Origin of the sequence: Paenibacillus sp. GP183 (genome assembly GCF_900104695.1) — a bacterium.
In the GTDB taxonomy this organism is placed as follows: domain Bacteria; phylum Bacillota; class Bacilli; order Paenibacillales; family NBRC-103111; genus Paenibacillus_AI.
The window spans coordinates 94,760-108,622 of the sequence record NZ_FNSW01000001.1 but is presented as its reverse complement, the minus strand read 5'-3'; the positions used below and the strand labels follow the sequence as shown (position 1 = coordinate 108,622).

Sequence of the window (13,863 nt, the reverse complement as noted above, 5' to 3'; positions counted from 1 at the left end):
CATTTTCATGGCTCTGATGGTACAGCCCTGTATTAGCTACATCTGAATAAGCATATCGCCGTCAAAGTAGTACACATACTTTCCGGCCAAGGGCCGATTCCAAATATACTCCACAGCGCGGGCATACAGGTCGATCTGCAAACGATAGCGCTCGCTTAGTTCGTCGATGCTTCGACCTTCGGTCGAATCTGTTTTGTAGTCGACCATAACGAGACCTTGGTCGTCTTCAAAAAAGCAGTCGATAACCCCTTGGATTAGAACGGTTTCTTTACTTAGTGTCATGTCCGTTTCCGCATCCGTGTAAACCTCCTGAGCAGGAAGTCCAAAGCTGAAAGGGACTTCGCGTTCCACCTTGCGGGCTTGTATCATTCTTTGGCCGATGTCCGTCGCAAAAAAGGTCAGCACGGGCTTAATGTCGACGACTTCAAACTGAGCTTTGGTTAAGAGATTTCGCTCCAGCATATGGTCAAGATGGGCTCGTACACTTTCTGCGGTTGGCTGTTGATCCAGGGACAGATTCTGCATCACCGCGTGAACCACGGTTCCTTTTTCGGCAGCCGTCAGCTTCTTTTCTTCCATAAATCGAGGCCTGCGTAATACAGTTGTGCGATATGTTTGATGACCGGAAGAAGATCCAAATGAAGCTGTGCCAAATGCCCTTCCCGTCGGATATTCCAAATCCTGCGGCATTCGGTTCGATTCCGAGAGTCGCTTCAGCTCCGAAACGGTAGTTTTGGCGAACCATTTTTGCGCGTTCGGGTACGCATATTGCCAAGACAGCTTGCGCTCTAATGCTTCTTTCCATTTTTCCTGAGTTGGAACGATGTCCAGATGACGTAACGCTTCAATTCGGCTTACTTCCATAGGAATCGACTGGGCAGCTTCACCTGAAGCCATGAGCTCGGCAGGATTCACTATTGTGAGCTTCCACTGGGATGGATCCTTGAGCAATCGGTCTGCTGGGATGTCCCCCATCCCCAAGCGGCCTCTCCAAAGCTCCGCGTCGGGATGACGCAAAAGCGCAGGACCTATCCAATCCAGGTAACAGCGTGCTTTAGCCAGTTCATAATCGGGAAGCAGAAAATCCGGTGCATGTACATGGCGGGACCAGGCCCGAAGCAGCTTGTCCAAGGATTTGACCGTCCCCAGCAATACCAGCTTCTCTCTTGCTCTGGTAAGGGCTACATAGAGAATACGCATTTCTTCGGCGAGCATTTCCAGCCTCATGCGTCTTTTGATCGCGAGTGAGGGCAGTGTCGGATAGCTGATGCGCAGAGCCGTATCGACGAATCGAGGTCCGAAGCCCAGCTCCTTGTGAAGTAAAAAGGTGTCATTCAGATCCCGCTGATTGAACAGCTTGGCCATTCCGGCCGCAAAAACAACGGGAAATTCGAGCCCCTTGCTTTTATGGATCGACATGATACGAACGACATCCTCTTGTTCCCCGAGCGCTCGGGCGGTTCCAAGATCTCCCCCGCTGTCTTTCATCCGTTCAACAAATCGGAGGAAGCGAAACAGTCCGCGAAGGGATGTGCTTTCGTATTGTCTGGAGCGATCATAAAGGGCCCTTAAGTTGGCTTGACGCTGAAGACCGCCTGGCAGCCCTCCGGCAAAATCATAATAACCCGTTTGTCGGTAAATGCTCCAGATAAGATCAGCCAATGACCCTTGTCTGGCATCGGTGCGCCACTGCTTCAAACGGTTTAAAAAAAGCGGCAGCTTGTGAATAGTGGGTTCACTGTTATGAATACTGGCCCCATAATCCACAACAGCATCATAAAAGGCGGAAGTCCGCGATCCCGCACGAATTTGGGCTAATTCATCAGCGGTTAAGCCGACGATGGGCGAGCGGAGAACCGCAGCAAGCGGCACATCCTGATAAGGATTGTCGATCACTTTAAGCAGCGACAGCATGACTTCAACTTCCGTTGCAGAAAAATACCCTGTGCTAAGATCTGCATAGGCCGGAATTCCCTGCTGCTTGAGCTCTTCGATGAAAACAGGCGCCCATGCCGAAGTAGCACGCAGCAGTACAACTATATCACGATAAGTAACCGGCCTCGTTCCTCCGGTCCTTTTGTCAAACACCTCAAAGGGAGCAGCTTGATCCATCACGCTCCTGATTTGCTTGGCAATGGCTCTTGCCTCCAGCTGTGCGGTTTCCAGCTCCATGGCTTGCATGACAGGATCAGACCCTTCTGCCATTCCTTCTTCTGTATCTGTGATCTGATCCTCAACATCGGTATGCTCATCCGAAAGAGCATCCATTTCTTCCGTGTCAGGCGAATCCGAGGCTCGATCCACAATCACCATTTCCACCGAGCAGTCTCCAGAGGGAGCCGGATATCCTGCTCCATAAATCAGCTCTGCACGATCATCATAATCGATTTCTCCCACAGATTCGTTCATCATCTGTTTGAATAGAAAATTGACGGCGTCCACAACCTGTGTCCGGCTCCGGAAATTGCGCGCTAAATCGATCCGCAGCCCTTCACCGGATGCTGGCTCCGATTTATAAGCTTTATACTTCTCCAGGAACAGTCCCGGATCGGCAAGCCGAAACCGGTATATGCTTTGTTTCACATCTCCCACCATGAATCGGTTTCCCGGCTTTGGGTGAGAAATCATCTCAACGATAGCTTCCTGAACACGGTTCGTATCTTGATACTCGTCCAGCAACACTTCAACAAACTGGCGGCGATATTCAATAGCCGCTTGCGACGGAATAAGCCCATCCGGCACAGATGACGGATCACTTAAGATTTGCAGGCAATAATGCTCCAGATCCGCAAAATCAATTAAGCCCTTCTCTGCTTTCGCGGACTGATAACGGCGGCCAAAATCCAGTACAAGGTCCACCAAAGTATGTAGAACGGGAGCAAGCTGACGAATCTCTGCATCAAACTGCTCGGGAGCTCGCCCAAACAGCTCCTCACCGATTTTGCCCACTCTCTCCTTGGCTTGATTCCGCAGCTCTTTAACCTGCTCCTGCAGCTCTTTATCGAAACCGTCCCCTTTACAGGGCTTTAGCTTCCCGAATGAAGCCCCCTGGAAAGCGAGAAACATCTCATTCCAAGAGCCCTTTGCTGCAAAAATCAAGGCTTCTACCAGCCGAAGATCTTCTTGTAAATTATCCAGATAAGGAGCTGGCCCCCCCGGCTCCTCAGCCAAATCACGGGCTTGACGGAGTAAATCAGCAGCACCATTGAGCTCGAGGCGGCAATCCTGGATCAGACTTTTTTCCCAGATTTCTTTAACCGCCGCTTCCGAGCCCGCCGCAACAAGCCTTTGTGCTTCTACTCCGTCGATAGTTGATGTCTGTGTCTGCCCAGGAGGTCCAAACATGGATGCCATCAGTCTGAGCCATTGTTCTGGCCATGGGTGACTGCGTGAAACGTCATACAGCTTTTGCACAAGCAGCATTAACGCATCATCGCTCCGATCTCCACTGAAGGAATCAACGAGCCGCCAGAAGCTGCTTTCCGCTTCGCTGCCCGCATAATATTCCTCTAGAAGCTCCTCAAGCAGATCCTGTCTTAGCAGCTCGGCTTCCGTTTCATTGGCAATGCGAAAACCCGGGTCCAGACGAATCAAGCTAAAATATCGCTGGATAACTTCCAAGCAAAAAGAATGCAGCGTGGTAATGGAGGCTCGTCCCATCATGGCCAGCTGCTTGCGCAGATGATGCGATTTGGGTTGCCGGGTGAGCTCTTTTTCAAAGGCTTCACGAATCCGGTGCTTCATCTCGGAAGCCGCCGCCTTGGTGAATGTGGCTACCAGAAGCCTGTCCACATCAACCGGCTCCGACTCATCCGAAATGCGCCGTATGATTCGTTCAACGAGCACGGCTGTCTTTCCCGAGCCTGCTGCAGCGGCAACCAGCATATCCCTGCCGCTAAGCGAAATGGCATCCCACTGTTCATCTGTCCACGTGCTGCCTATTGGTTTTGTTTGCTGTTCATGCTTTGCCATTTTGCTTTGTTCCTCCTTCCTGTTGTTTATTCAAGGATAAACGTCTACACCGTCCTACATGACGAGCGTGTTTATCAAGGTTGATGCTAAGCAAGATAAATTTAAAAAAATTATACTTCTTATCAACGAACAACAGCTTCTATCTCGGTCCAAACCTGTTCCTTGCCGCGCTGTTTCCATGCCCGCATTTCGTTCCCCTCGTACAGCGGATCAAATTGGCAGACGGACCGGTACGAGCATTGCTGGCAAGCAGCCTTTTTCCCGATGCGATATGGAGCTATCTCCACATGGCCTTCAGTAATCCCTGTTCCGATTTGTATAATTTGCGATCTTACATACTTGCGAAGAGAATCCCATTGCACTGCTGTGGCTACAGATGAGCTGCTGTAGAAGCTGCCGTCTTTTTTCATCGCGACCGGTAATAACTGGGAATGGCCTGGAGTATGTTTTAAATGATTATCCATGCGGTGGACAATATCCGCATCCGCTGTAATGAGGCCTCTCATTTTGAACCGCTTGCGCAGCGCTTTTTCGACCTCTTCGGCATTAATTGCGTTAGTTAAATGCAGCATCGGATTATGCACATGAAAATAGAGCACACCGGCGGGGAATGCCTCAATACCGAGCCATTTTTCCGCATGCGTCAGGACTACGTCCAAATAAGTGAGCATTTGCAGCGAAAGTCCATAGTATACATCGGACAAGATCAGGTTCGTTTGTCTGGATTTGTAATCAATAACTCGAAGTAAAATCCCTTGTTCCCCTTCCGCACAATCCAAACGGTCTATGCGGCCGATGATCTCCATCGTACAGCCATTATCCAGCTGCAAATCAAGTGCCGGCAGTTCTTTGCCCGGGCCGAAATCGATCTCGAGGCGCAGTGGAACAAATTCTCCGCGGCGCGCATGTTCGCTAAGCATGACGGCTGTCTTCCCGACAACCTGTTTTAATTTTCGGGCTATATACTGAAACCGGCTGGAGCTAAGCAGGATCTCGCCCTGCAGCTTGGGAGCCAGAACATCCACGATGCCTGAAGAACGCTCCATGATGGCTTCCTCGGACAAGGACCCCCATTCCACCTGCTGCTGCCCAAGTTGCAAGGCAAACTCACTGATTGCGGCGTGGAACAATTGGCCAATATCCGGCGCATCCAGTCTGTAGACCCGTCTTTCCTGCAGCCTGAGGCCATGGGAAACAAAATGAGAAAACGGACAGGCCACAAATCTTTCCATTCTGGAAACACTGGCCCGTAAATGGGTTCCGTACAGCAGTTGGCTCGACTTCGGACTGAGGCTTGTTTCACGATTGGTGTAAACCAGGCTTGTTACCATCGATTGCAGCCTTGGCGCCCACTCCGGCCGCTCTGCAAACCAATTGTACGCATCCCACCACAATTCGTTCATTCGGCCGCCCTGCATCCAATGCTTCATGCGCACAGCCATATAGGATAGAGCTTGTGAGGGGTGAGCGATATAGTCAAATTGTTCGCTGGCATCCATGTCCGGTGAAGGATCGGCATAGAGCAAATCAGGTTTCATTGTTGGAAAAAGCGAGCGAATTTGCCGGATGAGCTCCGAAGGCAAAAGCATCTTGCCTTCCTCATCGGCAAGCGGATAGCTGAGCCATAAACGCTGGCTGGGTACGGTGAGCGAGGTGTAAATGATAAACGCCTCATCAAGCAGCTTGCGCTCGCTGCCATGCGCCATCGGCAGTCCGGACTGCTGCAGCAGCTCCCGTTCCCCTTCCGTCAGGACACCGTTCTCCTGCATCTGAGCCGGTATAACACCATCATTGACGCCAAGCAAATATGCATACTTGATCCCGCTTGAACGAGTGCGGTCCATACTTCCGATCAAAACCTGATCCATTGAAGGCGGAACCAAGCCCAGTTTCATGCTTTCCAGTCCTGTATCCAGGAGACCGGCAAATAACTCGAAGCTGACCTTTTGCTCCCCCATGGTCTCCACAAGCTGATCCAGCATATCCATGACATTGTTCCACAATTGTCCGTGTTCGCGGGCTTTACCGGGCTTCCCTGCCACAAGTGCGGCAAGACTCCATGCATCCAGCTTGTCTGCTGCCTGAACATCCTGCAAAAGCTGAAAGAGTGACTCTACCTGCTGCTTCACAGTCTCGGATTGCTTCAATCCGAGCGCAAAGGCATGGATGGGCTTCACAACCCAGTCACGGCTAATCTGGATTTGCTGCAAATAGATGTCCTCTACATTGGAGGTCTGGTCTGCAGACGAATCCAGCCCTGCCTTTAATCGATAAGTCCATGGCTTGCCATTCGTCCATCTGGAACCTCTAATCCCAAAAGCCAGCACATAGTTTTCCAGTTGGTCAAACATGGCTCGTTGTTCATCCAGCTTATCTGCTGCGGTGAGTGGCGCCAGCAAGTCCGTTTTCACACAGCGAAAAACAGCATCATAATGCCAATTATGCTGCACAACCTCAATTGCAGAGCGAATAAATTCGACCAGAGGATGATGCAGTACGGTTCGCTTTTCGTCAAAGAAATGCGGAATTTCATAATCCGTCAAAGTCGAGTGAAGCAAATCATTATAGCTTTCCATGTTTCTTACCATAATGGCAATATCGCGATAACGAACGCCTTCATTTTGGACTAATCGCATGATATCCCTGACGGCTCCATCCACTTCCGCCCTGCGGTTGACGGCTTCCTTCAGGACCAACTGATCCGCCAGAGCGCGATGTTCCGTATTGGATATCTCAAATGTATGCTTACTCCCGCCGATTCTGTGCTCAAATGCCTGCTCCAAATGAAGCAATGCGGGACTATCTACAAATCTCGGAGCCATTGGCGCATCCAATAACAGGATCTCCGGTGCATCGGATCCCAGCCTGGCGGCGATCTCTTTAAGCTGAATCAGTGTTCTTGCCGTTGGATGAAAAACATCCAGCTCGTCAGGCTCATCCCCCGCTTCCCAAGCACGATCCAGACACAAAGTAATTGTGACCTGCTTGCAATGCTGCATTAGCTGCTCCAAAACTGCAAACTCCTGAGGAGTAAAGCCATGAAAGCCATCGATCCAAATCGCCGCATTTTGCAAATAGTCGGATGCTTGGAGCTGCTCGGCCAGAAGCGTCAAGTAATCCTCGCCATCCAAATATTGGCGTGAAAGCTCTTGCTCATACTCCTTATAAACCAGCCGGAGATCATGCAGCTTGTCAGTTAAGAGTCTGCTTTCCCCTAACAGTTCAGCCTTTCTAAATTCATGCTCCTCAAGCCGATCCGCACTTACACAATATCGCTTAAGCTCTGTGAACAGCTCGTTGACTCGATCCACAAAGCCGAGCTGTTCCGTGGAGCTGTGAAACAAGCGGAGTTCATCTTTTCGTTTATGTAAAATGCCGTACAAAAGCAGTTTCTTTCCAATATCGTCTATGGGCAGTCTCGCGGTACCTCCCTGCTCCTGCATAACGCGCCAGGCAAGACGGTGAAAACTGAGTACCTGCGCGCGAATCATCCCTCTCAGCTCTGGTGAAGAAACTAGTACATGCTCCGCTTGAAAGGTGGCCTGCTCGGGCACAAGCAGGATGAGCGGTGAGCCATCCGGCTGCTCCATCAGTTTGGAGCTGATTTCATCCAAGCATTGCTTGCTTTTACCGCTTCCTGCTCTGCCGATTATATATCGAATGGACATGGAGTTCCTCCTTGCTCAATCATCTTTTCTATTCTTTAATTCTATCATAGTTCGATCTCTCTTTTTTCGACAGATTCAGAAGCATAAAAGTTACTTGCTTAATAAAATATCCTTTAATTCGCTGAAATTGTTTATTTTATCCACGTTTACTCGAATATCTGCGTTTTTGTAATCCTTCTCAAGAAAAATGGCCTTCATTCCTACTCGCCAAGGAAGCACATAATCATTCTCATAATCATCGCCGACAAACAGGATTTCTTCCGGTTGGCATCCAGCATGTTGCAGCGCTGTTTGGTAAATAAATGGAGACGGCTTCCTCCAACCGCTGTTAATCGAAGTAACTATAAATTCAAAAAAATGATCGGCTTTGTTCAACTGCAAGAGCTCTTCAATCCCATCCTGTACCATGAAGTTCGAGACAACGGCCAGCTTATAATGCTTTGCAAGATCAGATAAGACAGCCAATACATCCTCCTTAATGAAGCACTTGGACTTGTAGGTATGCCAAAAATGGTCATATAAATGCTTCGCTGCCTCATGTTTGGAGCTGCTCGGGATGGTTGCAGTTTTTTCAACGACACCTTCCATCCTTTTTATCCATTCATATTCTTGATTCGGTTTCATCCGATGGTTAAGCTCTCTCTTTGAGTCCAGATACAACAATAAAAATTCATTAAAATCCGCCCAGTATGTTTCCACGCCGGACCCGGAGAATGACCAGAATGCATAATCACTCTCACATGGAAGCTCATGTAAATCCACAATGGTTTCCATACAATCAAAGAAAATGTATTTAATCTTGTGTCTCATTGATTTCTCCTGGTATTATAAGTTGATAATTGCCTCGTTATTGTTCTTATGGTATTATTATTTAACAAAAGACCAAGTGCGACTAACACTTGGCCACGACAATTGGCTTGGATGGGATTTCCCTTCTGAGCTTACAAAAGGACAAAAACCCACCTTTGGCGGTCAACCTTGGGGTGGGTTTTTACTTTTTCTTATGGGTACTGCTGATGTATGTCAATTGAGCAATAATAAACATGCCAAAAAGAAACATGATTGATAATGCGTCTTTTACTTCCATGGCATCACCTCCTTTCGAAGGGAAACCACGCCCACCCAAGATTCAATTGTAGGTATATTATACCTGCTATTTTAAATACGTACAAGTGTTCTGTTATTCAAATAACAGTTACCGGCTGCGCACTTCGAAAATGGCAAATTTGAGATAATGGCCCTCATCGACGCCGAGAATGCGGGGATGGTCTTTGCCCGCTTCACGGAATTCGACCAGCCGCAATATTCTACCCGCGTCTTTCGCAGCTTCATGAATCGTATTCAGGAAAAGCTCTGGATGGATATGATACGAGCAGCTTGCAGTAACCAGGTAGCCGCCTTCATTGACCAGCTTCATGCCTTGAAGGTTGATATCCTTGTAGCCTCGGCAGGCACCCTCTACGGCGCTTTTGTTTTTGGCAAAGGCAGGTGGGTCAAGGATGACGACATCCCATGTGCGAGCTTCGCTAACCGGCTTGGAGGTATCTACTTTGGTTTGGCCTTGTCCTGCGGATGCACGCATTTTGCGCTCGTCCAAGCCCTTGACTTGTTCTCTGAGATAGTTAAACGCATCCGCAACGACAAATTCCACACGATCCTCAAAGCCGTTCAGCTGAACGTTTACCCTTGCGCTTTCAATGGCATGCTCGGAAATATCCAGACAAGTTACTTTTTTGGCTCCGTATTTGCAGGCATGAAGGGTAAAGCTTCCCGTATGCGAAAAGCATTCCAGCACGTTGGCGCCATCCCAATAAGGAAAGGACACCACCTTGCCATTGGCGTTTACAGGCAGACGCTGCACCGTACCTTCGTGATCCACTTCCTTGATCTCAATCCCGCCGCGCTTACCCCAACCGGTTATTAACGGTTCAATCGCCGCACGATTCTCTCTCTGATCGAAGAAATATCCCGTCTTCTGGCCCTCCATGATATCTACACGAATGAGAAGACCATTTTCGATAATATCTACATGCCTCGGACATTTCCCATAAAGAACACCGGTCGTTTGCTCCAAGCCCTCCAGCTCACGCACGGAAACATCGCTTCGCTCATAAATACCAGCTGGCGAGAATTGCTCCGCGAGCGCTTGGACGATGATATCCTTGCAGCGGTCCATTCCCAGCGTCAGGAATTGAACAACCAGTACATCCCCGAACTTATCCACGATAAGCCCAGGCAGAAAGTCAGCTTCGCCATAAACCAGCCGATAAGCATCCGCGCTATTCAGAAACCTGCGGCGATGCTCGGCACAGCGGGTTAATCTGATTTTGAAAAAATCAGCCGTCAACTCCTCAAGGGGTTGATAGGAAACGATGCGCACGGTTATCTGCGATTTTTCGTTAAAATAACCAGTAGCCAAATATTGACCCAGGTGATTATGCACCGAAACGACCTGGCCCGGCGTTATTTCGCCTTCCATCTTCTCAATCTCGCCGCGGAATACCCAGGGGTGGCCGGCTTCCAGCCTTGCTTTGCGTTTTTTATGTAAAAATACAGCTGCCATCGCGTGATCTTCCTTCTCTAAAACCGAATTTGGCTCGGAGGCTCTTCCTTGCTTGTCATGCCTGTCAGCATGAATACATATATTGGATGGAACAAGCTTTCGGACCGAAAGGAGCCCTCCAATCATGATTCATTCCATCATCCTGCCATTGCTGGCGGGATTAATTATTTTTCTCTTCGGCATGAAGCTCATGGAATCCGCGCTTCACCGCTGGGCCGGTCCCTATCTTCACCTGTGGCTCGACAGGTTCACGCGAACCCCCATGCGCGGCATGGTCGCAGGCACGGCTCTAACTGCGCTGCTGCAGAGCAGCACCGCCATCACCGTGATCGCCATCGGCCTCGTCAACGCCGGCGCTCTCAGCTTTCCTCGCACGCTCGGGATCATCCTCGGCACGAACATCGGCACGTGCCTCACGACCGAGCTGCTCGGCCTCTACAGCGGCGGCTTCGCTGTGCCGCTGCTGCTCGCGAGTGCCGCCGTGTGGCTCACGGCGTCCTCGCTCGTCCCGGCTGAGCCGGAACAACCGCACCTGCAGCCGTTACCTCGGCTGGAGTTGGCGGTCTCTCCGGCGCGGCCGGACTGGCTGCGCAGCGTGCGCTTCGGCGCGCTTGCGGTGACAGGCTTTGCTCTCGTGATGCTCGGCATCGAGATCATGCAAACCATCGGGCCTGCCCTGCAGTCCCGGGGACTGTTCGTTTGGTTCGTGCACCAAGCGCAGCAAAGCCTGCTGTGGGGCGTACTCGCCGGAGCGGCCGTGACGGCTCTGGTGCACAGCAGCTCTGCCGTGATCGCGATGGCCATGGGCCTCGCCGCGGTGCAGAGCATCTCCGTCGAGCTCGGAGTCGCCATCACGATAGGGGCCAATGTCGGCACCTGCGTAACGGCGATCATCGCCGGGCTCGGGAGCACGCGCGCCGGACGCTTCGTCGCGTGGGCGCATGTGCTCCTCAATGTCGGAGGAGCTGTGCTCTTTTACCCCTTCATCCACCAGCTTGTCCAATTGTCGGACGTCACAACCGGAGAAGCAGCTTCGCAAATTGCCAGATCCCAAACGATCTTCAATGTGATCAGCTCCCTGCTGGCGCTCCCGCTCTGTTACCTCAGTAGCTGGAAGCACCTTCAACACCGTTCATAATTGACACGCCCGAGCTTGTGCCCAATCTAGTCGCACCCGCCTCAATCATGCGAAGCGCAGTTTCCAGATCTCTTACACCGCCGGAAGCTTTTACACCAATCGAAGGCGATACATGTTGGCGCATTAAAGACACATCTGAAACAGATGCGCCACCCGGTCCAAAGCCAGTCGAGGTCTTAACAAAATGCGCGCCCGCTTCTTCAGACAGCTTGCAAGCAGCAATCTTTTGCTCTTCATTCAAGAATCCGGTTTCCATAATAACCTTCACTATGGCTTTGCCTTTGACAGCATCTACTACCTGTTTGATATCTGAGCGAACTGCATCGTGATTGCCTTCCAGCAAGAGTCCGACAGGCAGCACCATATCAATCTCGGAAGCTCCATGCTCCACAGCTTTGACTGCTTCGAACGCCTTTACTTCACTTAGCATGGCACCTAATGGAAATCCAACAACAGCAGCAATCTTAACAGGTGTGCCTGCCAATACCTTACGGCAATGAGCAACCCAGCTGCTGTTCACACAAACACTGTAAAATCCGTACTTCATAGCTTCCTGACACAGATTATCTATTGCCGGACTAAGAGCGTCCGGCTTAAGCAGCGTATGATCGATATATTTCGGAAGCTCTTTCAAATCAAAATCACTCATCGATTATTCCACCTTAATTCCCAATTTGTCTAAAGCTTTGAGCAGCACACTGTGGTTATTGTGATAACCGCCTAGCTTTTGCTGCTTCCAGGCATCTATGGGATTCAGCCATTCTACCCCGCGAATTTCTTCAATTTGTGCTTGCAGCTCACCGCTGGCAGCTTCAATCAAATAATAGTGCACCTCTTTATCAATGACCCCTGAATTTAACTTGCTGTACTGATACTTGATGATTTCTATCGGCTCTTTGATGGTGCCTGTAATTCCCGTCTCTTCCCAAACTTCACGCAGCGCCGTCTGTTCAATCGTTTCTCCCGGCTCCATTTTACCTTTAGCTAACGTCATTTTTCCATATCGGTCTTGAATCATCTGGATAAGCAGTTGATTATCCTTTTTGCAGTAAACGACACCGCCTGCCGAGATTTCCTTCACATCATTCGCTCCTTCCCTTTAAGGGTGAAACAAAGAATTTCACTCCGCATGATGACGGAATGAAATTCCTGCTGCTTCTCATACCACGACCGCTTGGCTGGCCTTGTGTTTATTTACATCAGCTTCCGCTGCTTCCACTTGAATGCCTTTGTTTTCATTAACGCCGGCTTCCATTACCTTCACTCGGCAAATTTCACCGATCTGACTCCGGTCCCCTTCAAAAACAAGCTGCAAATAGTTATCCGAGTAACCCATAAGCGTTCCAAGTTCATCCGCACCTTTGAAATTCCCCTCCGGAATAACCTCCAGAACCTGGCCAACGAACTTTTGAGCATAAGTCAGCTGCATCTTTTCCGATAAATCGATCAATTCGTGAACGCGAGCGTTTTTGATTTCCTCGTCCACTTGATCCAGCATCCGGGCTGCAGGCGTCCCTGTTCGCTTGGAATAAGGGAATACATGCATCTCCGAAAATTTCATCTGCTCCATGAAGCTGTAGCCGGCCCGGAACATTTCTTCGGTTTCACCCGGGAACCCGACAATCACATCGGTGGTGATCGCGACACCCGGCATAATCGCATGAATCTTCTCGATTTTGCTTGCGAATTCAGCTGTCGTATATTTCCTCCGCATCCGCGCGAGCACTTCATCATCGCCCGCCTGCAGTGGTATATGCAGATGACGGCAAAATTTATCCGAGCTGTTCAGCACTTCCAGCACCTCATCGGTAATCTGGCTGGCTTCAATCGAGCTGATGCGAATCCGCTTCAGGCCCTCCACCTTATCCAAATCCCTCAGCAAGCGGGCAAAGTTATAATCTTCGATATCTTCGCCATAGCCGCCGGTATGAATGCCGGTCAAGACGATCTCCTGATAGCCCGCATGGACAAGCCCCTGAGCTTGCCCAATGACGCTTTCTGGATCCCGACTGCGCATAAGACCGCGGGACCACGGGATGATACAAAAGGTGCAAAAGTTATTGCAGCCCTCCTGTATTTTCAGAAAAGCTCTCGTATGATCAGCAAAATCAGGCACATCCAGCTCCTCAAATTGGCGTGTCTTCATAATGTTGCGCACGGCGTTAATCGGCTGGCGCTCCTGTTCAAATTGTTTTATAAGCGGAATAATCTTGTCCCGATCCTGTGTTCCGATCACCAGGTCCACACCGGGTATAGCCATAATTTCCGCAGGTGAAGTTTGCGCGTAACATCCAGTAACGGCTACAATCGCTTCAGGATTGCGGCGTATGGCTCGGCGGATCATTTGGCGGCTTTTTTTGTCGCCTGTATTCGTAACCGTGCACGTATTGATTACATAAATGTCGGCGGTCTGCTCAAAATCCACCTGTTCATACCCTTCATTCTTAAATAGCTGCCAGATGGCCTCCGTATCATAAAAATTCACTTTACAACCCAGCGTGTGAAATCCTATTGTTGGCATC

At 50.0% G+C, this 13,863-nt stretch carries 9 protein-coding genes; 1 reads left to right on the top strand and 8 read right to left on the bottom strand.

Translation table 11 applies throughout. From position 1 onward, the window contains the following. Nucleotides 1–36: 36 nt before the first annotated feature. From addA to BLV33_RS00485, 5 genes are all read right to left on the bottom strand, one after another. A complete protein-coding gene (gene addA / locus BLV33_RS00500; RefSeq protein WP_090786895.1) occupies nucleotides 37–3,972 on the bottom strand; it encodes a helicase-exonuclease AddAB subunit AddA in 3,936 nt (1,311 codons plus the stop codon). A 122-nt stretch (nucleotides 3,973–4,094) separates the two neighbouring features. Continuing rightward, nucleotides 4,095–7,640 (bottom strand): helicase-exonuclease AddAB subunit AddB, encoded by a 3,546-nt coding sequence (gene addB / locus BLV33_RS00495; protein ID WP_090786892.1) that lies wholly within the window; start codon nucleotides 7,638–7,640, stop codon nucleotides 4,095–4,097. Between the two features lie 90 nt (nucleotides 7,641–7,730). After that, nucleotides 7,731–8,450, bottom strand: a complete 720-nt coding sequence (locus BLV33_RS00490; protein ID WP_090786889.1) for an HAD family hydrolase — start codon at nucleotides 8,448–8,450, stop codon at nucleotides 7,731–7,733. 181 nt (nucleotides 8,451–8,631) lie between these two features. Next, entirely contained in the window at nucleotides 8,632–8,685 is a 54-nt protein-coding gene (locus BLV33_RS29770; protein WP_253187188.1) for a hypothetical protein, read from the bottom strand. A gap of 150 nt (nucleotides 8,686–8,835) precedes the next feature. Beyond that, the gene (locus BLV33_RS00485; RefSeq protein WP_090798559.1) at nucleotides 8,836–10,203 is read right to left on the bottom strand and encodes a class I SAM-dependent rRNA methyltransferase; all 1,368 of its coding nucleotides are present in this window, start codon (nucleotides 10,201–10,203) and stop codon (nucleotides 8,836–8,838) included. A gap of 124 nt (nucleotides 10,204–10,327) precedes the next feature. On the opposite strand from BLV33_RS00485, the gene BLV33_RS00480 reads away from it, so the two are divergent. Further along, the gene (locus tag BLV33_RS00480) at nucleotides 10,328–11,341 is read left to right on the top strand and encodes a Na/Pi cotransporter family protein (protein WP_090786886.1); all 1,014 of its coding nucleotides are present in this window, start codon (nucleotides 10,328–10,330) and stop codon (nucleotides 11,339–11,341) included. Here BLV33_RS00480 and deoC read toward each other — a convergent pair. The 3 genes from deoC to mtaB form a co-directional block, all read right to left on the bottom strand. Beyond that, the gene (deoC, locus tag BLV33_RS00475; RefSeq protein WP_090786884.1) at nucleotides 11,307–11,990 is read right to left on the bottom strand and encodes a deoxyribose-phosphate aldolase; all 684 of its coding nucleotides are present in this window, start codon (nucleotides 11,988–11,990) and stop codon (nucleotides 11,307–11,309) included. The genes BLV33_RS00480 and deoC overlap by 35 nt on opposite strands. Before the next feature lie 3 nt (nucleotides 11,991–11,993). Then, complete coding sequence (locus tag BLV33_RS00470; protein WP_090786879.1) at nucleotides 11,994–12,422, bottom strand: NUDIX hydrolase; 429 nt, start codon at nucleotides 12,420–12,422, stop codon at nucleotides 11,994–11,996. Nucleotides 12,423–12,500: 78 nt separating this feature from the next. Beyond that, nucleotides 12,501–13,862 carry a tRNA (N(6)-L-threonylcarbamoyladenosine(37)-C(2))-methylthiotransferase MtaB gene (gene mtaB, locus BLV33_RS00465; RefSeq protein WP_090786873.1) on the bottom strand — a complete coding sequence of 454 codons (1,362 nt, stop codon included), beginning with the start codon at nucleotides 13,860–13,862 and terminating at the stop codon, nucleotides 12,501–12,503. Nucleotide 13,863: the final 1 nt, after the last annotated feature.

Bases quoted from the DNA above. Each gene is read 5' to 3' on its own strand.
- addA (WP_090786895.1), bottom strand. From the start codon at position 3,972: ATGGCAAAGCATGAACAGCAAACAAAACCAATAGGCAGCACGTGGACA.
- addB (WP_090786892.1), bottom strand. From the start codon at position 7,640: ATGTCCATTCGATATATAATCGGCAGAGCAGGAAGCGGTAAAAGCAAG.
- BLV33_RS00490 (WP_090786889.1), bottom strand. From the start codon at position 8,450: ATGAGACACAAGATTAAATACATTTTCTTTGATTGTATGGAAACCATT.
- BLV33_RS00485 (WP_090798559.1), bottom strand. From the start codon at position 10,203: ATGGCAGCTGTATTTTTACATAAAAAACGCAAAGCAAGGCTGGAAGCC.
- BLV33_RS00480 (WP_090786886.1), top strand. From the start codon at position 10,328: ATGATTCATTCCATCATCCTGCCATTGCTGGCGGGATTAATTATTTTT.
- deoC (WP_090786884.1), bottom strand. From the start codon at position 11,990: ATGAGTGATTTTGATTTGAAAGAGCTTCCGAAATATATCGATCATACG.
- mtaB (WP_090786873.1), bottom strand. From the start codon at position 13,862: ATGCCAACAATAGGATTTCACACGCTGGGTTGTAAAGTGAATTTTTAT.